The sequence below is a fragment of the Streptomyces sp. NBC_01485 genome, assembly GCF_036227125.1.
Lineage (GTDB): Bacteria > Actinomycetota > Actinomycetes > Streptomycetales > Streptomycetaceae > Streptomyces.
In genome coordinates this window covers 4,983,043-5,002,856 of the sequence record NZ_CP109435.1, presented here as the reverse complement: position 1 = coordinate 5,002,856, position 19,814 = coordinate 4,983,043, and the positions used below count along the sequence as shown (strand labels likewise).

The 19,814-nt window shown below is 69.1% G+C and carries 17 protein-coding genes and 1 pseudogene; 13 read left to right on the top strand and 5 right to left on the bottom strand.

The window, feature by feature from the left end; genetic code table 11:
• The first annotated feature begins 22 nt into the window (after positions 1-22).
• From OG352_RS22790 to OG352_RS22775, 4 genes are all read left to right on the top strand, one after another.
• Positions 23-643, top strand: a complete 621-nt coding sequence (locus OG352_RS22790; protein ID WP_329219356.1) for a hypothetical protein — start codon at positions 23-25, stop codon at positions 641-643.
• A 762-nt stretch (positions 644-1,405) separates the two neighbouring features.
• Positions 1,406-1,873 carry a DUF2199 domain-containing protein gene (locus OG352_RS22785; RefSeq protein ID WP_329223926.1) on the top strand — a complete coding sequence of 156 codons (468 nt, stop codon included), beginning with the start codon at positions 1,406-1,408 and terminating at the stop codon, positions 1,871-1,873.
• Positions 1,870-2,535 carry a hypothetical protein gene (locus OG352_RS22780; protein WP_443072318.1) on the top strand — a complete coding sequence of 222 codons (666 nt, stop codon included), beginning with the start codon at positions 1,870-1,872 and terminating at the stop codon, positions 2,533-2,535. Before OG352_RS22785 ends, OG352_RS22780 begins: the two co-directional genes overlap by 4 nt.
• A 142-nt stretch (positions 2,536-2,677) precedes the next feature.
• Positions 2,678-3,241, top strand: coding sequence for a hypothetical protein (locus OG352_RS22775; protein ID WP_329219355.1), 564 nt, complete (start codon positions 2,678-2,680; stop codon positions 3,239-3,241).
• A gap of 212 nt (positions 3,242-3,453) precedes the next feature.
• On the opposite strand, the gene OG352_RS22770 is transcribed toward OG352_RS22775, so the two are convergent.
• Positions 3,454-6,591 carry a Tn3 family transposase gene (locus OG352_RS22770; protein WP_329219354.1) on the bottom strand — a complete coding sequence of 1,046 codons (3,138 nt, stop codon included), beginning with the start codon at positions 6,589-6,591 and terminating at the stop codon, positions 3,454-3,456.
• A 125-nt stretch (positions 6,592-6,716) separates the two neighbouring features.
• Here OG352_RS22770 and OG352_RS22765 point away from each other — a divergent pair.
• Positions 6,717-6,995, top strand: a pseudogene (locus OG352_RS22765) (TerB family tellurite resistance protein); the annotation flags it as partial.
• Between the two features lie 122 nt (positions 6,996-7,117).
• Here OG352_RS22765 and OG352_RS22760 read toward each other — a convergent pair.
• A complete protein-coding gene (locus OG352_RS22760) occupies positions 7,118-7,486 on the bottom strand; it encodes a DUF952 domain-containing protein (protein WP_329219352.1) in 369 nt (122 codons plus the stop codon).
• 263 nt (positions 7,487-7,749) lie between these two features.
• On the opposite strand from OG352_RS22760, the gene OG352_RS22755 reads away from it, so the two are divergent.
• Together OG352_RS22755 and OG352_RS22750 are read left to right on the top strand one after the other, a co-directional pair.
• Positions 7,750-7,953 (top strand): cold-shock protein, encoded by a 204-nt coding sequence (locus OG352_RS22755; protein WP_031482971.1) that lies wholly within the window; start codon positions 7,750-7,752, stop codon positions 7,951-7,953.
• A 162-nt stretch (positions 7,954-8,115) separates the two neighbouring features.
• Complete coding sequence (locus tag OG352_RS22750) at positions 8,116-9,666, top strand: DEAD/DEAH box helicase (protein WP_329219350.1); 1,551 nt, start codon at positions 8,116-8,118, stop codon at positions 9,664-9,666.
• 120 nt (positions 9,667-9,786) lie between these two features.
• Here the strand turns inward: OG352_RS22750 and OG352_RS22745 are convergent, their stop codons facing one another.
• The 3 genes from OG352_RS22745 to OG352_RS22735 all read right to left on the bottom strand — a co-directional run bounded on the left by OG352_RS22745 (position 9,787) and on the right by OG352_RS22735 (position 11,904).
• The gene (locus tag OG352_RS22745) at positions 9,787-10,926 is read right to left on the bottom strand and encodes a polyprenyl synthetase family protein (protein WP_329219349.1); all 1,140 of its coding nucleotides are present in this window, start codon (positions 10,924-10,926) and stop codon (positions 9,787-9,789) included.
• Positions 10,927-10,999: 73 nt separating this feature from the next.
• A complete protein-coding gene (locus tag OG352_RS22740; RefSeq protein WP_329219348.1) occupies positions 11,000-11,371 on the bottom strand; it encodes a hypothetical protein in 372 nt (123 codons plus the stop codon).
• A gap of 158 nt (positions 11,372-11,529) precedes the next feature.
• On the bottom strand, positions 11,530-11,904 hold the full coding sequence (locus OG352_RS22735; RefSeq protein WP_329219346.1) for a hypothetical protein: 375 nt from the start codon (positions 11,902-11,904) through the stop codon (positions 11,530-11,532).
• Between the two features lie 454 nt (positions 11,905-12,358).
• On the opposite strand from OG352_RS22735, the gene OG352_RS22730 reads away from it, so the two are divergent.
• The 6 genes from OG352_RS22730 (at position 12,359) to OG352_RS22705 (ending at position 19,810) form a co-directional block, all read left to right on the top strand.
• Entirely contained in the window at positions 12,359-12,778 is a 420-nt protein-coding gene (locus OG352_RS22730; RefSeq protein WP_329219344.1) for a GntR family transcriptional regulator, read from the top strand.
• Positions 12,779-12,847: 69 nt separating this feature from the next.
• The gene (locus tag OG352_RS22725; RefSeq protein WP_329219342.1) at positions 12,848-13,792 is read left to right on the top strand and encodes an ABC transporter ATP-binding protein; all 945 of its coding nucleotides are present in this window, start codon (positions 12,848-12,850) and stop codon (positions 13,790-13,792) included.
• Entirely contained in the window at positions 13,789-14,829 is a 1,041-nt protein-coding gene (locus OG352_RS22720) for an ABC transporter (RefSeq protein ID WP_329219340.1), read from the top strand. The genes OG352_RS22725 and OG352_RS22720 overlap by 4 nt, the downstream gene beginning before the upstream one ends.
• Before the next feature lie 177 nt (positions 14,830-15,006).
• A complete protein-coding gene (locus OG352_RS22715; RefSeq protein ID WP_443072317.1) occupies positions 15,007-18,369 on the top strand; it encodes a S8 family serine peptidase in 3,363 nt (1,120 codons plus the stop codon).
• Positions 18,370-18,779: 410 nt separating this feature from the next.
• A complete protein-coding gene (locus OG352_RS22710; RefSeq protein ID WP_329219336.1) occupies positions 18,780-19,610 on the top strand; it encodes a helix-turn-helix domain-containing protein in 831 nt (276 codons plus the stop codon).
• Complete coding sequence (locus tag OG352_RS22705; RefSeq protein WP_329219335.1) at positions 19,607-19,810, top strand: DUF397 domain-containing protein; 204 nt, start codon at positions 19,607-19,609, stop codon at positions 19,808-19,810. The genes OG352_RS22710 and OG352_RS22705 overlap by 4 nt, the downstream gene beginning before the upstream one ends.
• The last annotated feature ends 4 nt before the right edge of the window (positions 19,811-19,814 follow it).

Genomic DNA, 19,814 nt, shown 5'->3' with positions numbered 1-19,814 from the left:
GACACGCACCGCCCTTCCGCTCGTGACCGCAGCGACCGTGCTGTTGACGGCGTCCGGCGCCGGCGCGGCGGCGCAGGACGACGAGCCCGTACCGGCCGGCGGTACGAACATCGTCATGAACGACGGGACGGTCGTCGGTGTCGACGACGAGACCGACTTCGCGTTCGACGGGGACGAGCCGGAGGAGAGGCCGTCGAAGTCTGCGTTCGGTTCCGTCTGCCCCGAGGTGAACCAGCCGGCCACGTACACCGTGAAGGGGAAGCCGTACTTCCTGGCCGACAAGGACGAGCCGCAGTCGACGTGGCTCCTGCCCCGGCAGTCGGTGAAGTGGGAAGTGTCGGGCTCCCACACCTTCACGTTCGACGTCAGCGGTGGGTACGAGGCAGAGGCCAAGATCATCGTGGCGAAGGCCAAGGTGAAGGTCGACGTCAAGATCGGCAACTCGTGGACGTGGACCGGGTCTCAGACGGTCACCGACAAGAACAGCACCAGCAAGGCGTACCGTGCCGTTCTCGGGCAGGTGGGCTGGAAGCTGACCTCGGTGAAGACCTGGTACGCGCCGCCGTGCGTCAAGAAGACGAAGACCATCATCGTGAAGGCCCCGCGCAAGGGTGACATGTCGATCGGCCGCCAGAACTCGTGACCTGAGCAGCGGTGCGACGAGGCACAGGGGTGCTGTGCCTCGTCGCCGCTGTGGCGCTCACCGGTGCCTGCGACTCGGGGGAACCGGTGAAGTCGCCGCCCCCCAGCCCCGGTGAGCCAGAACGCCGTGATCCAGTACGGCAAGGCCCACGAGGCGATTCTCGACCGCGCATTCGTCAGCCGGGAGGAGATCAGCAGGGGATACGGGCGCCTGGAAAGCCGGTTCGGCAACACGGCTCCCGCGACTCCGAAGTGTCAATGTCCGAAGTCGCCTGCACAGGTGACCAGCGCGTTCGTAGTCGAGTGCACGGGAAGTTCGGACGAGCGCGACCGTCGCCGACCTCAGCCGACGCGCGTGCAGAGGACTTCGGACATCAGTGCAGACGACTACGGAACCTGACAATCGGGCGTGAGATCCATGCTGGGAGTCTCTCAGAACCCCGTCGCACAACGTGCGGGTTTCGAGAGGACTTTTGCGAGCGTTGACCTGCGGAAAAGTGATCACTTCCGGCGCTCTCGCAGAACTCTCACAGATGTTCATTTATGAGAATGACTGTGTGTGATGCCCGTGGCCGGAGGTCGCCAGGCTGCTGTGACCGGACGCAGTTGGCCCGCCTGAGCGCTACGCGCGGCCCGCATGCTCGTTGGTGGTGCCAGTGGGTGCCGATCGAGGGTGGCGAAGGCGGTCACTAGGCTCCACGTCATGACCAGTGATCTCGGATTCCTCTGCTCGTGCTGTGGGGCGCACCACCCTGAGCTGCCCATGAACTACACGGCCGAGGCCCCGGCCGTGTGGGATCCGGCCTTCGCTGACGCGGACGACTGCCTGCTCTCGTCGGACCAGTGCGTGATCCGGGCACAGCACTACTTCGTCAAGGGTCTGATCGAGATACCAGTCATCGGCAGCGACGAGGTGTTTTCCTGGGCTGTCTGGGTCTCGCTCAGCCGCGAGAACTTCTCCCGCGCGGCGGACTTGTGGGACACCACCGGCCGAGAAGCGGAGGCGCCCTACTTCGGCTGGCTCACTACTGACCTCTCGGCCTACTCGCCCACGACTCTCAACCTAAAGACTCACGTCCACACCCGCCCGGTCGGCGAGCGCCCTCTCGTCGAACTCGAACCCACCGACCACCCCCTCGCCGTCGAACAGCGCACGGGAATCACCCGGGACCGCGTAAGGGAGATTGCCGCGGCGGTGCTTCACCCCTCCCGCGACAGGAACCAGTCGTGAGGGCCGACGCGCGAGTGCCGCGGACCCCTCGGGCGCCAGAAGGCCTGAGCCGCCGGGCCCGGTACTTCGTCGAAGCGCACGGGCTCCGTGTTCCCCGCCGGGACATCCGGAGGCATCGGGACGTATGGCTCAAGCACGGGATACCCGGTGCGGAGATCGACCGAGCCGTGGCCTTCCAGGAGCTCTGGGGCGGCATCGCCCTGCCCCCGGCTCCCGCGTACGAGGGCGGCCCGCGCGTTCTCGAAGCCGACGTTCCCGAGGGCTCGGCCGCGAACGGGTGGCGCTTCCCGGCCGGCGACTGCCGGGTGTCCATGGCCCACGGATTCATGATCGGGCCCGGAGGCGAGTTCGGGATCGACGCCGACCACTGGACACCTCTGCACGCCAGCACGGAGGGATGGGTGGAAGCCCTGGCACTGGCCCACCACGCGGGCTGCTGGGCCAAGACCGTCACGAAGATCAAGGGCGACGCCGTCGAACAGGTGGACCTCGACGGATTCGAGCCAGTGCCCGAAGTCCAGGGACTCGCTGACACCTGGTGGCGGGGCAAGGACTCGCTCATCGCCATCTACCGCGGCGGAGCCGTCGGCTTCGCCGCGGCCCACTGCCTGGAGGCCCATATCTACGGCGGACTCGACGTATGGGGCCTCAGCGGCCACTGACTCCTGCAGCCCAAGCTTTCAGCGCTCAGTCACATCTGCGGAGCGTTGACCCTGTTGCGGTACTGGTGCCCCAGGCACTGGAACGCGCCAGCCTCCTGCGAGCATGACGGCCATACGGACGGCTTACAGGAAAGGTGAGGACGTGAAGAAGCTGGTGGAAGAGGCCGTCACGGAGACCCTTCGCGGCGGGGACGCAGAGATGGTCCGTCTGTACGTAGCCGCCTGTACCGAACGCATGGCGCCACTGTTTGTGGGGCTGCGGGTGGGCGCACCGGGCCGGGAAGACGACGTGGATTTCTACGCGGAGTCCGTACGCGACCTCTGGCATGCCGACCGCCCGCTCTCCGACGGCGCGGAGCGCGTACGTGTGTTGGAGCGGTTCCCCGAGCTGCAGCCGACGGATGACGAAGTGGTCACCGACGTCGTCGGCATCAACACCTTCTTCGCCGCCCTGGTCCTGCGATATGCCCTACTGGCCAACGGCTCCGGGAGCGTTGATGACGCGGTGTCCTGTGGCCATGCGGCGCTCACTGCGATGGGGATGCTCGACCAGAATGTGTTCGGCGCCGGGTTCCTTGCACAGGAGCACGGGCTCCAGGCCCTCTCGGTGTCCGGTGACGCCGCAGGACTGTGGGAGGCGAGCATCGGGGCGGGGCGGGAACGGTTCCGCACCGTACTTGGCCGTACCGCCGGCAGCTTGGGCTGAGGGCACAAGACCTCGACTCCGATCCCGCCCGTGCTCCGGCGGTCCATGCGGTGAACGGCATATTTTGTCCAAGCGGGCCAGGTGGCGCTCAGTGCCAGCGGCTGCCCGTAGCGTCGGCATGCCCCCAGAGAGCAGACCGCCACGGAGTCGAAGCGGCTGCCGGAGGCGGCGGCCCACAAGCTGATCGACGCCGCGGTCGGTACCTGACGCCGTCAGTCCTCCGCGCCGTCCTCGTCGTCATCGAGTCCGGCCGCGTCCGGGTCGCGCAGCGGGCGCAGGGTGCCGCTCGCCGGCTGGGTAGCGGTGAAGCTGTAGCGACCCAGGACGTTGAGGTTCTTGTGCTTGAGCGGGGAGAGACGGGCCACGTCCGCGTCGCGGATCTCGTGCCCCTCGGCGCGGAGCTGGGCGACGGCAGCGTCGATGTACCGGGTCGTCCAGAGCACCACCGCATTCAAGACGAGACCCAGCGACCCCAACTGATCTTCCATCCCGTCCCGGTACGCCTGGTGGATGGTGCCCTTCTTGCCGTGGCAGATGTCACGGGCGAGTTTGTGGCGGGACTCCTGGACGGTGAGCTGCTTGTGCATCTGACGCCGGTAGGTGTCGTCGACCGGGTCGACGACGGCGAGTAGGTGCAGGGTCTTGGCGATCCGCCCATACTCGGCGAACGCCTGCCCCAGCGGGGTGGGGTGGCCCTCGCGGCCGAACATCCGCAGCAGGTCGTAGGCCCTCACCTGGTTGGTGACCAGGGAGCCGGCCACCCGCAGCATGTCCGGCCAGGCGGTCAGGACCTTCTTCACGTTGACCTTGTTGCGGGCCAGCGCCTCCAGCGGCCCGTACCCGCCCGCCGTCTCGGCGCCGGGCATCGCCGCCTTCCAGAACCGCTGGTCTTCGAGGTCCTTGAAGCGCGGGGAGAAGCGGTAGCCGAGCATCTTGAAGATGCCGAAGACCATGTCGGAGTAGGAGGCGTTGTCGGTGGCGACCATCTCCGGCTTCACTCCGCCGTCCAGGTTCAGTAGGGCGTCCAGGATGAACAGGGAGTCGCGTGGGGTGCCGGGCACGACCATCTGCCCGATGCCGATGACCTGGTCGTTGATGGCGTTCAGCCAGGTGATGCCCTTCTTCTTCGCGAAGTACTTGGGGCTGGGGGCGGCGTTGATGGTGCGGACGGGGACAACGAAGCGCAGGCCGTCGACGGAGGCGAGCAGTCCCTTGCCCCAGTGCTGAACGATCGCCACCCGGGCCTGGGCCTCAATCAGCGCGGCGTTCGCCGCGGCGATGGTCTCCGCGCGCAGGTAGTACTGGTCGACGTGGACGAGCCGGGCCCGGGTGAGCGCCTCGTGGTTCGGGTTGATGACCGGGGTCATGCCGATATTGCACGCCTCGCTCACGAGGAGCGCGACGACTGAGGTGGTCAGGTCCTTCATGCGGGTCTTGCCGTCGCCCAGGTGCACGAAGGCGTCCAGGAATCCGGTCCAGGCTTGCACCTCAAACAGCAGGTCCGGCAGGTCGATCTTCGGGAGCATCTTCTCGACCCGGCCGCGCAGCCAGGCCAGGGACTTCGGCTCTCCGAGCGCGTGGAGCTTCTCCACGTTCAGCTTCGCCCTACCGTTCGGCTGGACCTCGATGCTGATCTTCGCGCCGGTGCCAGCCTCCTCCAGGCGCTCGGCCATCTGCTTCCACGTCGCGTCCAGGACCGCCGTCAGCTCCCGCAGGTGCTCCTCGGCGTCCTCCTCCAGACTCAGCCCCGCCAGGACGTCCTCGCGCACCGCCTCCCAGCTCTTGCCGTCCAGCAGGCGGGCGCGCGGGTCGGACCAGCGGTGCGAGGGAGAGGCGAAGATGTCGCGGCGCTTGAGCGCGCGGAACAACTGCTCCAGCACGCACACCACGTACGCGTCGCGGTCCACCGCCCCTTGCGGGAGCTCGGTGTTCGCGTACACCGCCTTGCGCCAGTGCGCCGGCACCAGCTTGTCGTCGACCTCCCGCGGCAGCAGCGGCTTCTCGCCCACCTTCCGCCGCGACAGCGCCGGCAGCCTCTTCACCCCGGCCAGGACGCGGGCCCCGCCAGTCGCAGCCCCCAGCGCCGAGGTCTCGCCCAGCAGCGACAGGAACGGCTTGACCGTGTTGTAGCGCAGCGCCAGCGCCCCACGCAGCGCGGACTCCGCCGTCCCGTCGTCCTCCGGGACCAGGCTCACCACCACCGTGGCCGCGCTGGACAGTGCCGCCCGGGGCGCGACCTCCTCCAGCGCCGCCCACAGTGCGGTCACGTCCACAGCGCAGCCGCTCTGCTCGATGAGTTCCAGCTCCTCGATGAACACCGTCGCGGCCTTGGCCACGAGCCGCGATGCCTTCTCCAACTGCGGCAGCGTGGAGAGGCGCTGCTTGTCGGTGGACCGCTTCGCGGTGCTGATCAGCCTGGTGGCCATCAGAATCTCGAACAGGTCCAGGGCGTCGTCGATTGCCTTGGCCTCCAGGTGGCGCACCACCGCGGTGAGCATCGCCGTGCGCTTGGGCTCCGGGGTCCGCTCCAGCTTCGGCGCCTTGGTGCCCAGCCCGTACCGGGCCAGCGCGGACAGCCGGTTCGGCGGGATCTGCTCCAGCTTCAAACGGCCCAGCTGGAAGGCGGCGATGTCCTCGACCCGCTGCAAGGCGCCCTTCATCGCGGTACCCGTGGTCCGCGTCGGAGGCTGGCGCATCCGCTCAAGCTCCGAGTACCGCCTGCCCTCCGGAGTCTTCAGCGTGGCCACCAGATCACCGGGCAGCGCGGGGTCCGCCCTGCGGGCGGCCTTCGCGACCGTGGTGTGCAGCCGCTTCTCCGCGATGGCGCGGACCTCGGAGACCTGGCGGGCCAGCACGCTCACCCCCGGCAGCAGCACCCGGTGCCGGCGCAGCCAGCCCACCGAGTGATCGAACAGCGCCTTCGGTCCCTCGGCGTGCGCCGTCCACGCCCGGCCGTGCAGGAACGCCCGGAACCTCCGGCCCTGGGTGTGGTCCTCGAATGGGTGGTAGTCGTACGCATCGCGGATCTCCCACGCGTGCTCGTACGCCGTCTTCAACCGCTCGGTGTACTCCTTGACGCAGGAGACGTCCTCGATCTCCAACTGCACGGCCAGGTGCTTCACCACCGGCCACGGCACCGCCAGGGGGTCCTCCAGGAACAGCCCGATGTAGCGGACCGTGCACATCTGGAGGGCGAAACCGAGCCGGTTGTGGTCACCACGCCGCTTCGCGATCAGCTTCCTGTCCTCGTCGTCGAGGAAGAAGAACCGCTCCAGCTCGGGCCTCGTCGGCTCCTCGGCGAACTTCCCGTACGCCTCGGCCTGCTCATCAGTCAGAAATTCCACCGGCATGCGACGGACGGTAATCAGCCCCGGCCGGGGGTCGGGGATCTTCCTCCGAACCTCCGCAGCAGACCGATCACCTGTGCTAGACGACGAAGATCAAATCCTTAGCGCCAACGGCTGTACCGCTGGTCCCCAACGCCGATCTTCAGCGGCGTTTCGACGCCAACATCGACAAGCTGACCGCCGACTTCGACTTCGGCAAGGTCAGCGTGTTGCAGGAGATCGCCAAGGCGAAGAAGAAGCCGGCCGAGGCACGGGCGGTCATCCAGATCGGCATCGTCATCGGCGGCGCCGACGGCGACTTCGACAAGACGGAGCAGGCCGTCGTCCGCGAGGCGTGCTTCTCCCTCGACCTGGCGCCACCTTCGGGCACTCCGCCGCGAGGACGGCGAGGGCCGTGGAGGACCTGATCGAGGACGTCGTGCTGCTCACCCTCGTCCTGGCGATCGTCCACTTCGTGCGGACGCGGAGGGCGAGGAGGACGGAGACGGAGCGGCTGGGAGAGCCCGGATGAGCTGCGGCGGCACCTTAATCAGTGTCCGTCGCGGTCCTCCAGGCCCGTCGCCCGGCCCTCCTCGTCCCAGCGGACCTCGAGGACTCGGGTGACGGCGTTGCGGTCGAGGGGGCCGAATACGTGGGGGAACAGGGTGGTCTCGGCGGTGCCGGGGGGTGGGGCAGGGGCGGCTGCCTCCCACTCGCATCTCGCGGTGAGGCGATTCTCGTCGAGGACCAGGGCCAGCAGGGGGCGGGGAGCGTCGCGGTAGAAGGCGTTGACGACGGTGAGGGTGGTCTCCTCGTCGGGCGAGCAGTGCACGAATCCGTCCTCGGCGAGGGAGGCGGGCGCGTAGGGCCGGTCGGGGGCGGCGCTCCACTCGTCGAGCGGTACGACGTGATAAATCATGATCAGGTTATACAACTCAGGTGTGCCGTCCCACGGCCTGGAGCGCTCCTAGGACACTTTTCAGACACTCCGTGGGGGCATCGTGGGCCCTTCGCTCCGACCTGTGCTACCGTGATAAAAGTGGCAGTTTCGGTTACCAGAGGCTTGTGAGTGCTCTTCGACCTTCCGTCGACGGGCACTCTTTTTGTTTCCGGGGCTTTCTGATCCTGCGACGCCGGTTCCGCAAGGTGCGGACACCGGGCACTGCCCCAAGGGAGATCAATATGGCATCTGGCACCGTGAAGTGGTTCAACGCGGAAAAGGGCTTCGGCTTCATCGAGCAGGAGGGTGGCGGCCCCGACGTTTTCGCCCACTACTCGAACATCGCCACCCAGGGCTTCCGCGAGCTTCAGGAAGGCCAGAAGGTTACCTTCGACGTCACGCAGGGCCAGAAGGGCCCGCAGGCCGAGAACATCGTTCCCGCCTGACGCTGACGCGACCTACGCGTACCACGTGGCCGGGGCTCGCACTCTCGTAGTGCGGGCCCCGGCTCACGTCGTTGTATTTGATGTATTTTCTTCGGCTCATTCTTGTGAATCCTCAAATCGGGAGGAATTCCTCGATACGTGCCGCATCGAGGAAGGTTCCGAATGAACCGCAACAGCTCCGTCCGCTCCCGCCGTGGTGGCGGCGGTACCGCCCCCTCCCGTTCGGCCGGTTCGGCCGGTTCGGCCAAGGCCGGGCGGAGTGGGCGCGGGAGTCGTCCCGCCGCGTCCGGCGGTGAGTTCGCCCTGCCCGTCACCCTCACCCCGGGGTTGCCGCCGGTCGAGGCGTTCGCCGAACTCGACATGCCCGAGCGGCTGTTGACCGCCCTCGGCGCCGAAGGCGTCACCACCCCGTTCCCGATCCAGGCCGCGACGCTGCCGAACTCGCTGGCCGGCCGGGACGTCCTGGGCCGTGGCCGCACCGGCTCCGGCAAGACCCTCGCCTTCGGCCTCGCGATGCTGGCCCGTATGGACGGGCAGCGCGCCGAGCCCCGTCAGCCGCTGGCCCTGGTCCTCGTCCCCACCCGGGAACTCGCCCAGCAGGTCAACGACGCCCTCACCCCCTACGCCCGTGCGCTGCGGCTGCGGATCGCCACGGTGGTCGGCGGTCTGTCGATCGGCCGGCAGGCGAGCGCGCTGCGCGGCGGCGCCGAGGTGGTCGTGGCCACGCCCGGCCGGCTCAAGGACCTCATCGACCGGGACGACTGCCGTCTCGACCGGGTCGCCATCACCGTCCTCGACGAGGCCGACCAGATGGCCGACATGGGCTTCATGCCGCAGGTGACGCAGCTCCTCGACCAGGTGCGTCCGGACGGCCAGCGCATGCTGTTCTCGGCGACCCTGGACCGTAACGTCGACCGGCTGGTGCGCAACTACCTGCACGACCCGGTCGTCCACTCCGTCGACCCGTCCGCGGGCGCGGTGACGACGATGGAGCACCACGTGCTGCACGTCGAGGACGAGGACAAGCACGCCACGACGACGGAGATCGCCGCCCGCGACGGACGAGTGATCATGTTCCTCGACACCAAGCACGCGGCGGACCGGCTGGCCAAGAAGCTGCTGGCGGTCGGGGTGCGCGCGGCGTCGCTGCACGGCGGCAAGTCGCAGAACCAGCGCACGCGCACGCTGGCCCAGTTCAAGGACGGCCATGTGACGGTGCTGGTGGCGACCAACGTCGCGGCCCGTGGCATCCACGTCGACAACCTCGACCTCGTCGTCAACGTCGACCCGCCCGGCGACCACAAGGACTACCTGCACCGGGGCGGCCGTACGGCACGCGCCGGCGAGTCCGGCACGGTCGTCACGCTGGTCCTGCCCCACCAGCGGCGGGAGATGACGCGGCTGATGGCCGACGCCGGCATCACCCCGCAGACCACCCGGGTCCGCTCGGGAGAGGCCGAGCTGAGCCGTATCACCGGTGCGCAGGCGCCGTCGGGCGTGCCCGTCGTGCTCACCCCGCCGCCCGCCTCGGAGAAGCGGCCCGAGCGCTCGGGTTCCGCCCCGCGCGCCCGACGCGGCCGTCCGGCCGGAGGCCAGGGCGGTCGTCCCGCCGCGGCCGGGGGCGGCCGACCCGCCTCCCAGGGCCGTCGCCGCGCCCCCGCGAAGGGCAACGGGGGCGGGGGCGGCAACGGCGGCAGCGGGAACGGCCGCTGAGTTCAGCGGGTTCGTCCACTGACGCGGCGCGGGGACCCAGGGGGGCTTCGCCGTGGAACTGTGACACTTTCCACTCGGAGTGTCACAGTTCTCGCGCTACGTCCCCCCTCCCCCTCCTCTTCACCGGGTTCGTTCGACGCTCCACACCGGTAGCTGCTCGAAGAAGGTGACCGCCTCGTCTCGCCATCGGGGGCGCCAGGCGGCGGCCACGAGGGACGCCTGTTCCGCGTGGCGGCGCATGTCCGCCCGCATCCGGTCGGGCACGCCTCGGCGTTCGGCGATCTCCCGGACGGCGGCGACCGTCTCCGGCGTACAGGAGGCGTCGCCGAGCGCGGACTCCACGACCACCCGGTCGCTGCCTCCGCCTGTGCCGCTGTCGGCTACGGCCGACAGCAGCGCGACGACGGTGTAACTGCGCTTCCCGTCACGGAGATCGGTGCCGGTCGGCTTGCCCATGGTGGCCGCGTCCCCGAACAGGTCCAGGTAGTCGTCGCGCATCTGGCCGCAGATGCCTACGAGTTGGGCGTAGCGGCTCAACTCGTCGTCGTACCGGTCCGGTTGACCGCCTGCGGCCAGGAGGCCCAGGCGCAGGGGCGCGAGCAGTGAGTAGCGGGCGGACTTGTAGTCGGCGACGCCGTGCAGGACGTCCTCGTCCGGGACGGTGGGGGTGAAGTCGCGTTCCAGGTCGACGATCTGGCCGACGAACGTGTCCGTCGCCGCCCGCGTCTGCACCTCGACCATGGCCTGCCGCATCGCGGGCGGCAGCGGGGCGTCGAGGAGGGCCCGCAGGGACAGGGCCAGCGCGAGGTCGCCCGCGAGGACGGTGAGGCCGATCGCCGCCTGGCGGTCGTGCGGGAACTTCTCCCGGTAGGCGTAGTACGTGGACGGGCCGCCCCGGCGGGTGGCGCTGTCGTCGATGAGGTCGTCGTGGACCAGGCCGTGGGTCTGGAGCAGTTCGATGCTGAGCGCGGCGGAGTCCAGCCCCTCGACCGGTTCGTCCGTCACCAGGCGGGCGGCCTCGTTCAGGAGCACGACGCGCATCCGCTTGCCGCCTCGCAGGGACAGATCGCGCAGCAGGGCGAGGCACTCCGGGGTGAAGCGGCTGAACGACGGCGCGTCGAGGGCGCCGGCGGCCAGGGCGTCGAAGTACTCCTCGAAGAGGGTGCGGAAGCGGCGCTCATATCCGGCGATCCGCTCACGCAGCCGTTCGCCGGGGCCGGTGCCGGGGCCGGCGGGGGTGCCGGTGGCGGTGTGGGGCATGGGGCGGGGCTCCTGTTCTGGGACGGCGGGCGGGACGGTTCGGGGGATTCGGTGGGTTCGCTGTCTGCTCCCGTCACCCACCGTTCGGCGCGTACACGGCGAACATGGCGTACGGCAGCAGGATCGCGGGGAGGGTCAGCAGCCGTGGCCTGAGCGAGCGGCCCGCCTTCACGGGGCGGAACCAGTCGTAGAGGACGAGCATCAGCGCGACGAGCACGGCGAAGACGACGAGGATGATCAGCACGAACACACTGCTCTCGATCTGGTCGTACGTGCAGTTGTCCAGGTCACGGCGGTCGAGGTCGTCGTCGCCGCAGTGCCCGTAGGCGATGTACCACCGCGCGCAGGCCACGACGACGGCCGTCGGGATACCGATCAGCAGGTGCGCCAGAAACGGCGGCAGGTAGCTCCGCAGAGCGGAGAGGACGGCGAGGGCGGGGCGCATTCGATCACCCCACCAGGACGATGATCCCCCGGCCGTGACGGAAGCCACTCCTCCGGTCACAGGCCTGTCACAGCGCCTCGTCGGGGAGATCGGGGGAGTCGGGGGAAGCGGAGGCGGGCCGGGCGCCGTCACGACTCTTCGCCGGCGGCCGCAGTCGGCTACACCTTCCGGGTCCACGTGCCGTCGAGGCGGAACGGTTCGACCGGGGCGGCGAATGTCACGTCCCAGTCGCCCACGATGAAGCCGCCGAGCCGGAGTCTGATGTTCTGGTCGGCCAGGGCCCAGGTCACCGGGGCCCCGGAGTGTGTTTCGAGGACGGCGTCCGAGACTCGGTCCGCTATGTCGTCCCGCGAAGCCGGGGCGTTCCGGGTCGTGTTCACGGTCAGGAGCTGGAGTTGTTCGGAGGTCAGGACTCCTCCGGCGTCGAAACTCCTGAACTGGTAGCGCGCGGGGACCGGTTGCTGGTCGGAGCAGTTGAAGAAGACGCCCACGGATGAATCGTCCATGACCATGCCCGAAGGGAGGAGAGTCATCGGGGTCGTCCGTTCGCCGGTTCGCTCATCGGTTTGCTTATCGGTTCACCCGGTCGGTTCGCTCGGTCGTCGGTTCAGTCGTCCGCCGGCCCGTGGGCTGCCAGGTGTGTCCTAGCGGGCACATGTGCGGGGACTCGTGGATGAACTGCCTGTGCAGGTCGGCACGGTCGCCGTCGCCAGCCGGCCGGATACCGTCAGGATCACGCCGGTCGGAAGGGATCACAACTCCGGGGCTCTGCCCTGGCGGTTGGGAGCGTTCGCGGTTGTTTAGTCACTCCCGGCGTGAACTGTGAACCGTGGGTACCGGCCGCGTGATTCGGCATCTCTCCTGATCCTCCTTGGCCTGACAGCCCCCTCGCCCCCTCCCCCCTCCTGGCAGCAGCATCCCTGGCCTGCGGGCTTTGACATGTTCGCGAAGTGTGCTCCATCATCAATCCACTAGTCGACTAGTGAAATGACGGTGAAGGGGTTGGAGTTCCGCATCGACAGGCGGAGTGGGGTCGCCGCCTATCAGCAGATCGTTCAGCAGACCAAGCAGGCGCTGCGGCTCGGCGTACTCGTGCCCGGGGATCAGTTGCCCACGGCCAAGGCGGTTGCCCAGAGCTCCTCGGTCAACCCGAACACCACGCTCAAGGCGTACCGCGAACTGGAACGGGAGGGCCTGGTCGAAGCGCGGCCGGGGCTGGGGACCTTCGTGCGCCAGTCGCTGGCCCGTCCGCAGGCGGGGGCGGATTCGCCGCTGCGCGGCGAGCTGGAGGCCTGGATGGACCGGGCCCGCGAGGCAGGTCTCGAGCAGGACGACGTGACCGCTCTGGTCACGTCGGTGATGGAGGAGCGGTACGCCGGGACCAGGCCTGCCGCCGAGCACACGTGAACAGCAGCGACACCTGCAACAACCGCAACAGCAGCAATAACAGGGACCAACGGGAACTAGGGGACGCGCATGAATAGCTACGAGACGGGGCACGGGGGGTCGGCGGACACGTCCGCCATAGAAGCCCGCGGGCTCGGCCGGAAGTATCGCCGGGGCTGGGCGCTGCGGGACTGCTCCTTCCGGCTGCCGGCCGGGCGGATCTGCGGGCTGGTGGGCCCCAACGGGGCCGGCAAGACCACGCTGATGGCCATCGCCGCCAACCTGCTGGAGCCGACCACCGGCACCCTGCGCGTGTTCGGCGCGGCCCCGGAGTCCGCGGAGGCCACGCGGCGTACCGCGTTCCTCGCCCAGGAGAAGCCCCTGTTCCGGCGCTTCACCGTCGCCGAGACCCTGCGCATGGGCCGCGAACTGAACCCCGGCTGGGACCAGCGGGCCGCCGAGAACATCGTCCGCGCGGGCAATGTGCCCTTCGACGCGAAGATCGGCACCCTCTCCGGCGGCCAGCGCACCCGGGTGGCCTTCGCCGTCTCCTTCGGCAAGCGTCCCGACCTGCTGCTCCTCGACGAGCCCATGTCGGATCTCGACCCGCTGGTGCGCCACGAGTTGATGGGCACCCTGCTGGCCGAGGCCGCCGAACGCGGCACCACCGTGCTGATGTCCACCCACATGCTCGCCGAGCTGGAGAACACCTGCGACTACCTGCTGGTCATCTCGGGCGGCGGGCTGCGGCTGGCCGGTGAGGTCGACGAACTCCGCACCGCCCACGCCGTGTTGACCGGGGTCCACACCGACGGGCAGACGCCGCCGGAGCTGGCGTACCACACCGTGGTCGAAACCCGCGTCAGCGGACGGCAGTTCACCTCGCTGGTCCGCCCCGACGGGCCGGCCGTCGGCCCCTGGCAGGCGAGCACCCCGAACCTGGAGGAACTCCTCCTCTCCTATCTGCGCTCGCCCGAAGCGCCGCCGCTGATCGGTCCCAGTTCCTACGTCGACCCGCAGGCGGTGGCGGCATGAGCACGATGACCAACACAGGCAGCACCGGAAACACCGGCAGCGCCTCCTCCGGCTCCGCTCCCGACTCCGCCCGCACCGGCGCCGGCCGAGGTCGTGGCCTGCGGCTCAGCGGCGTGAACTGGCTCGTCTGGCGTCAGCACCGCGCCGCCTACTGGACCATCCTGGCCGCCGCCGCCATCACCCTCGCGGTGATCGTCTACGAGCGCCAGCAGATGATGACGTACCTCGAGGGGTACGGATACCCCCACCTGAAGGACGGCTGGGAGGACAAGTTCGACCGGCGGATGTTCGACGTCGTCTCCCAGGTACTCGGGGTCGTACCCATCCTGATCGGCGTCTTCCTGGGCGCGCCCCTGCTCGCCGGTGATCTGGAGAGCGGCACCGCCAAGCTGGTCAACGCGCAGTCCACCAGCCGCGTCCGCTGGCTGGCCACCAAGCTCGGGGTGACCGTGCTCGTGGTCACCGTGTGCACCGCGGCGCTCTCCGCCGCGTTCACCTGGTGGTGGTCGCCGATCAAGTCGTCGTCCTACATCTCGTTCTGGACCGACGCCTCCGTCTTCGACGGCACCGGGCCCGTGCCCACGGCGCTCACCCTGCTCACCGTCGTCGGCGGTGTGGCGATCGGCATGCTCGTGCGCCGCACCCTGATGGCGATGGTCGTCACCCTCGGCTTCGCCGTCGTCGTGCAGGTGGTCTGGTCGCACTTCCGGCTGTCCCTCGGGGACGTCCTCGTGAAGACCAGTCACAACGGGGTGGGGGACGGCACCTTCCCGGCCCTCCCCGACAGCGCCGTCAACCTGGACCAGTCGTACCTCACCGCGTCCGGCGACCTCATCGGCTATGGCAGTTGCAACGAGGCGACGGAGAAGGCCGCCGCCGCCTGCCTGGACAAGGCACACGTCGTGGGCTGGTCCGTCGACTACCTCCCGATCTCCCAGATGTCCGCCATGCAGTGGTTCGGCGCCTCGATCCTGCTGGCCCTGACCGCGGCCATCTCGGCGTTCGTCATTCTCTGGGGCCGTAAGCGCCTCGTCTGAGCCGCCGCCCCTTCTCTCTCTTCTCTCTACTTCTCTCTACTTCTCTCTCTTCTCTCTACTTCTCTCTCTTCTCTCTACTTCTCTCTCTTCTCTCTACTTCTCTCTCTTCATCTCTCTTCTCTCCCTCTTCGCACCAGGGCGCGGCCGAGCGGCCACACGTCGCTCAGCCGTGCCCTGATGCTGCCTCAGAACCCTTATGAAAGGCTTGAGTTGACGTCGCACAAGCTCATCACCCCGTTGGCGGCCGTCCTGGTCGCGGCGCTCGGCGCCGGGCTGCTGGCGAGCACGCCCGCCGGCGCCGAGACCGCCGCCGAGACCGCCGCCCAGGCCGATCCCCCCACCGGCGCCGGCGCCCCCGCGAGGACCGTCACCCTCGTCACCGGCGACCGGGTGACCCTCGACGCCGCGGGCAAGGTCACCGGTGTGACGGCCGCCAAGGGCCGCGAGGGGATGGCCTTCCGCGTGCAGCAGGCCGCGGGCCACGCGTACGTCCTGCCGCGCGACGCCGAACCGCTGATCGCGAACGGGACCGCCGACCGGCGGCTGTTCGACGTGACGCGACTGGTGAGTTCGCGCTACGACGACGCCCGCCGCTCCGACCTGCCGCTGATCGTCACCTACGACAAGGGCACGTCCGTGCCGGCGAGTACGTTCCGCGGCTCGGGCGCGACCGTCCGGCGGGACCTGCCGAGCATCAACGGCGACGCCGTACGCGCCCGTAAGTCCGAGGGCTCCGCCCTGTGGGAGACCCTCACCAGCGGCGCCGGCTCCGCGAAGGTCAGGAAGATCTGGCTGGACGGCAAGGTGAAGGCGACCCTGGACCGGAGCGTGCCGCAGATCGGCGCGCCCGCGGCGCACGCGGCGGGCTACGACGGCAAGGGCGTCAAGATCGCCGTCCTCGACACCGGCATCGACGCCACGCACCCGGACCTGAAGGACCGTATCGACGCGGCGAAGAACTTCTCCGCCGCCGCGGACACCGTCGACCGGGCGGGGCACGGCACACACGTGGCCTCGACGATCGCGGGCTCCGGGGCCGCGTCTCCCGCGGGCACCAAGTACGCGGGGGTCGCGCCCGGCGCCCGGCTCCTGGTCGGCAAGGTGCTCGACGACGAAGGCTCGGGCGAGGACTCCGGTGTCATCGCCGGTATGCAGTGGGCCGTCGCGCAGGGCGCCAAGGTCGTCAACATGAGCCTGGGCGGCACCGACACCCCCGGCATCGATCCCGTCGAGCAGGCCGTCAACGACCTGTCGGCCAGTTCCGGCGCGCTGTTCGTGATAGCCGCCGGCAACGAGGGCCCGGACGAAGGCACCGTCGGCACCCCCGGCAGCGCCGCCGCCGCGCTCACCGTCGGCGCGGTCGACCGCCAGGACGCCATCGCCGACTTCTCCAGCCGCGGCCCCACGGCCGACGGCTCCCTCAAGCCCGACGTCACCGCGCCGGGCGTGGACATCGTCGCCGCCAAGGCCGCCGAGGGCTTCATGGGCGACCCCGCCGCCGACGGCTACGTCTCCATGAGCGGTACGTCGATGGCGACCCCGCATGTGGCGGGCGCCGCGGCGATCCTGGCGCAGGAGCACCCGGACTGGACCGGCGCGCAGATCAAGGCCGCCCTCACCGCCTCCGCGAAGCCGACCGCCGCCACCTCTGCGTACACGCAGGGCACCGGCCGGGTGGACGTCGCCCGGGCGATCGGCCAGCGGCTCACCAGCAGCCCGACCGGGCTGGGCTTCGGGACACAGCAGTACCCCCACACCGACGACCAGCCGGTCACCAAGGATGTCACGTACCGCAACGCGGGCAGCGAGCCGCTCACCCTCGACCTGGCGACCGAGGCCTACGGCAATGACGGAAAGCCCGCCGCGGAGGGCCTGTTCACCGTCTCGCCGCGGCGGCTCACCGTCCCGGCGGGCGGTACGGCGACCGCCACCGTGACCGCCGACACCCGGGTGGGCACGGCCGAGGGCAGCTTCGGCGGCTCGGTGACCGCCACCACCGCCGACGGCGCCACCAGCGCGCGCACCTCGCTCGGCGTCGTCCGCGAGGTCGAGTCGTACGACCTGACCATCAAGCACGTCGACCTCAAGGGCAAGGCCGCCCGCGACGGTTCGACGGGGATCTACGGCCTGGACAACGACATCTGGACGGACGTCGCCGACGAGCGGGACGGCGAGGTCACCATCCGTCTGCCGAAGGGGCGTTACGCCCTGGAAGGCAGGATCCCCACCGGCAGCACCGGATGGTCCGTGCTGGTGCAGCCGAAGTTCGCGCTGACCAAGGACGCGACCCTGGTCATGGACGCCCGGAAGACGAAACCCGTCAAGATCACCGTGCCGGACGGCGCGGCCAAGCCGGCGGGCGCGATGTTCTTCTTGCACGTCGACGTCAACGACAAGCCGTACACCACCCTTTACAGCGCGCCCTCCTTCGGCAGCGTGCGCGTCGGACAGCTCGGCGCCCCGGTGCCGGCCGCCGAGGCGTCCGCGGTCTACCACGGCATCTGGACGAACAAGGCGGGCAGCTACCGGCTGGCCTGGAACCGTACGGGTGACCTGTCCGGCTTCACACAGAACGTGAAGCGCTCGCAACTCACCAAGGTCAAGCTCGTCGTCGGGGCGCCGGCCAAGGGCAAGACCGCGACCGTCTGGGCCGCGCCGCTGATGCCCGGCGGCTACTACAACACCTTCGAGACGCCGGCCCGGCTGCCGCTGACCGGCACCGACTACGTCTTCCCCAACGGCCTCAAGTGGTTCTACCAGACCAGCCAGTACGGCCCGCTCGACGCCGAGGGCGACCCGACCTGGGAGAACACCCAGGCCAGCCCCCCCAGGGCGTACGCGGCGGGCAAGGAGTACACCCAGCGCTTCAACATCGGCGTCTTCGGCCCGTCCCTCACCTCGGCCTCCCCCGCCCGCATCGACCGGACCGGAGCGGTCCGCGTCGGCGACACCTTCGCGGCGTCCCTGCCGCTGTTCTCCGACGGCGTCGGCAACCAGGGCAGCTCCGACTACACCAGGGCCAGCAGTTCGCTTCACGCCGACGGCCAGAAGATCTTCGCCGTCGACGACCAGCTGAACGGCGACGAGCACACCCTCCCGGCCGGCAAGCACACCTACAAGCTCGACGTGGACGTCTCCCGCGCCCCGTCACAGACCGCGGTCAGCACCCGGGTCGCCGCCACCTGGACCTTCACCTCGGCGCACGTCCCCGGCAACTCCCCCGAGCGGCTCCCGCTGACGGTCGTCCGCTACACGCCGGCGCTGTCGACGGCCTCCACCGCCAAGGCCGGTACGACCCTCAGCGTGCCCTTCGCCCTCCAGGGCGCGGCCACCAAGGTCGGCACGCTGCGCAAGCTGGCCTTCGCCGTGTCCTACGACGACGGCAAGACGTGGAAGAAGACCACCGCCGTGAACGGCAAGCTGCTCAAGCTGCGCAGCCCCGCCAAACCCGGCCCGGTCTCCCTCCGCGTCACCCTCACCGACGCCGACGGCAACACCCTGACCCAGACCATCCACCGCGCCTACCGCACCACCAAGTAGGCCCCCGGGTACCGGGTACCAGTTCAAAAACTGTGACACTTCCTACCGGGAGTGTCACAGTTTTTTGGAACTGGTACCCCGGGGCGGGGAGGACGGGGCTAATTCGCTCGCGCCGCCGCCATCGCCGTGAGCGTCGTCTCCCAGAGCTGGTCCAGCAGTGCCGAACGTGCCTGGTCGTCGACCGGACCTCGCGGTGGCCGGACGCCCGGCGGCAGGACGAGCGGTACGGGCTCCCGATGGGCCCGGGTCGTGTCCAGGGGTGCGCCGGAGTGTCAAGTACCCACTTCGAGTGACCACGAATGCCTGTTGCCCTCACCAGGACGTGAGCGGCACACTTGACCTGCAAGAAGCAGTAGGAGAGGCGGCCGACCGGTGCCCATCAACAACAATCGACGTTCCGTCAGCGGCAGTTGGCGCGGACGCTGCGCGAGCTTCGGACCGCGGCCGGGCTGACGCACGCCGACACCGCCAAGGTGCTCGGCTCGGCGGAATCGAAGGTCGGCCGGATCGAGAACGCCCAGTCCGGTATCCGCCTGCCCGACCTTCGCGCCCTGATGGACGCGTACAACGTCACCGACCCGACCGAGCGGACCGCGATCGAGAAGTTGTCGCGCGAGTCCAGGCAAAAGGGTTGGTGGAGTCGGTACGTCAACGTGGTCGATCCGGCGTACGCGGCATACGCCGCTGTCGAGTGGGACTCCTCTGAGCTCTACAACGTCCAGACCAACCTGGTGCCGGGGCTTCTGCAAACTCCCGAGTACACCGGAGCCCTGATCCAGTTGCAGGTGCCGGATGCCACGCCGGACCATGTGGAAGCTCAGATCAACGTGCGTCGGGAGCGGAAAAGCATCCTGACCAGGAACAACCCGCTGCAACTGTGGGTGATCATCGCCGAGAACGTCCTGTACCACCAGGTCGGCAAGCGCGACGTGATGAGGGCACAGCTCGAGTCCCTGATCGCCGACAGCAAGAAGCAGCACATCGAGCTTCAGGTCCTGCCGCGCGAAGACCCCATGAACGCCTGCCTGTTCGGGCCGTTCGTGATCATGAGCTTCCCCACCTCGGCAGAGACCGACGTCGCCTATACCGAGTCGCCCACCAGCACCCTCTATTACGAGGAAGCAGCCGACGTCGAGACGTACACGACGCTGTTCCGTCGTCTGAACATGGCCGCAGCGAACGTCAGCAAGTCCCGGGCGCTCATCCAGAACGCCCTTCACGAAATGGAAAAGGGCCCATGAAGCCAAACACCCGACCCGCTTCGGCCCCACTGGAGTGGGTGAAGTCCTCGTACTCCGGAAACAACGGCAACTGCGTGGAAGTCGCCGTTCTGCCTGGTGGCACCCGTGCGATACGTGACAGCAAGGATCCGGGCGGGCCCATCCTGGAGTTCTCGGCCGGGGGGCTCGCCGCGTTCATAGCCGGTGCCGTCAGGGGCTGATCGG

What these genes read in the sequence shown, in the direction of transcription:
- OG352_RS22785 (WP_329223926.1), top strand. Translation starts at nt 1,406, where the DNA reads ATGAACTACACGGCCGAGGCCCCGGCCGTGTGGGATCCGGCCTTCGCT.
- OG352_RS22770 (WP_329219354.1), bottom strand. Translation starts at nt 6,591, where the DNA reads ATGCCGGTGGAATTTCTGACTGATGAGCAGGCCGAGGCGTACGGGAAG.
- OG352_RS22760 (WP_329219352.1), bottom strand. Translation starts at nt 7,486, where the DNA reads ATGATTTATCACGTCGTACCGCTCGACGAGTGGAGCGCCGCCCCCGAC.
- OG352_RS22755 (WP_031482971.1), top strand. Translation starts at nt 7,750, where the DNA reads ATGGCATCTGGCACCGTGAAGTGGTTCAACGCGGAAAAGGGCTTCGGC.
- OG352_RS22750 (WP_329219350.1), top strand. Translation starts at nt 8,116, where the DNA reads ATGAACCGCAACAGCTCCGTCCGCTCCCGCCGTGGTGGCGGCGGTACC.
- OG352_RS22745 (WP_329219349.1), bottom strand. Translation starts at nt 10,926, where the DNA reads ATGCCCCACACCGCCACCGGCACCCCCGCCGGCCCCGGCACCGGCCCC.
- OG352_RS22740 (WP_329219348.1), bottom strand. Translation starts at nt 11,371, where the DNA reads ATGCGCCCCGCCCTCGCCGTCCTCTCCGCTCTGCGGAGCTACCTGCCG.
- OG352_RS22735 (WP_329219346.1), bottom strand. Translation starts at nt 11,904, where the DNA reads ATGACTCTCCTCCCTTCGGGCATGGTCATGGACGATTCATCCGTGGGC.
- OG352_RS22730 (WP_329219344.1), top strand. Translation starts at nt 12,359, where the DNA reads ATGACGGTGAAGGGGTTGGAGTTCCGCATCGACAGGCGGAGTGGGGTC.
- OG352_RS22725 (WP_329219342.1), top strand. Translation starts at nt 12,848, where the DNA reads ATGAATAGCTACGAGACGGGGCACGGGGGGTCGGCGGACACGTCCGCC.
- OG352_RS22720 (WP_329219340.1), top strand. Translation starts at nt 13,789, where the DNA reads ATGAGCACGATGACCAACACAGGCAGCACCGGAAACACCGGCAGCGCC.
- OG352_RS22715 (WP_443072317.1), top strand. Translation starts at nt 15,007, where the DNA reads ATGCTGCCTCAGAACCCTTATGAAAGGCTTGAGTTGACGTCGCACAAG.
- OG352_RS22705 (WP_329219335.1), top strand. Translation starts at nt 19,607, where the DNA reads ATGAAGCCAAACACCCGACCCGCTTCGGCCCCACTGGAGTGGGTGAAG.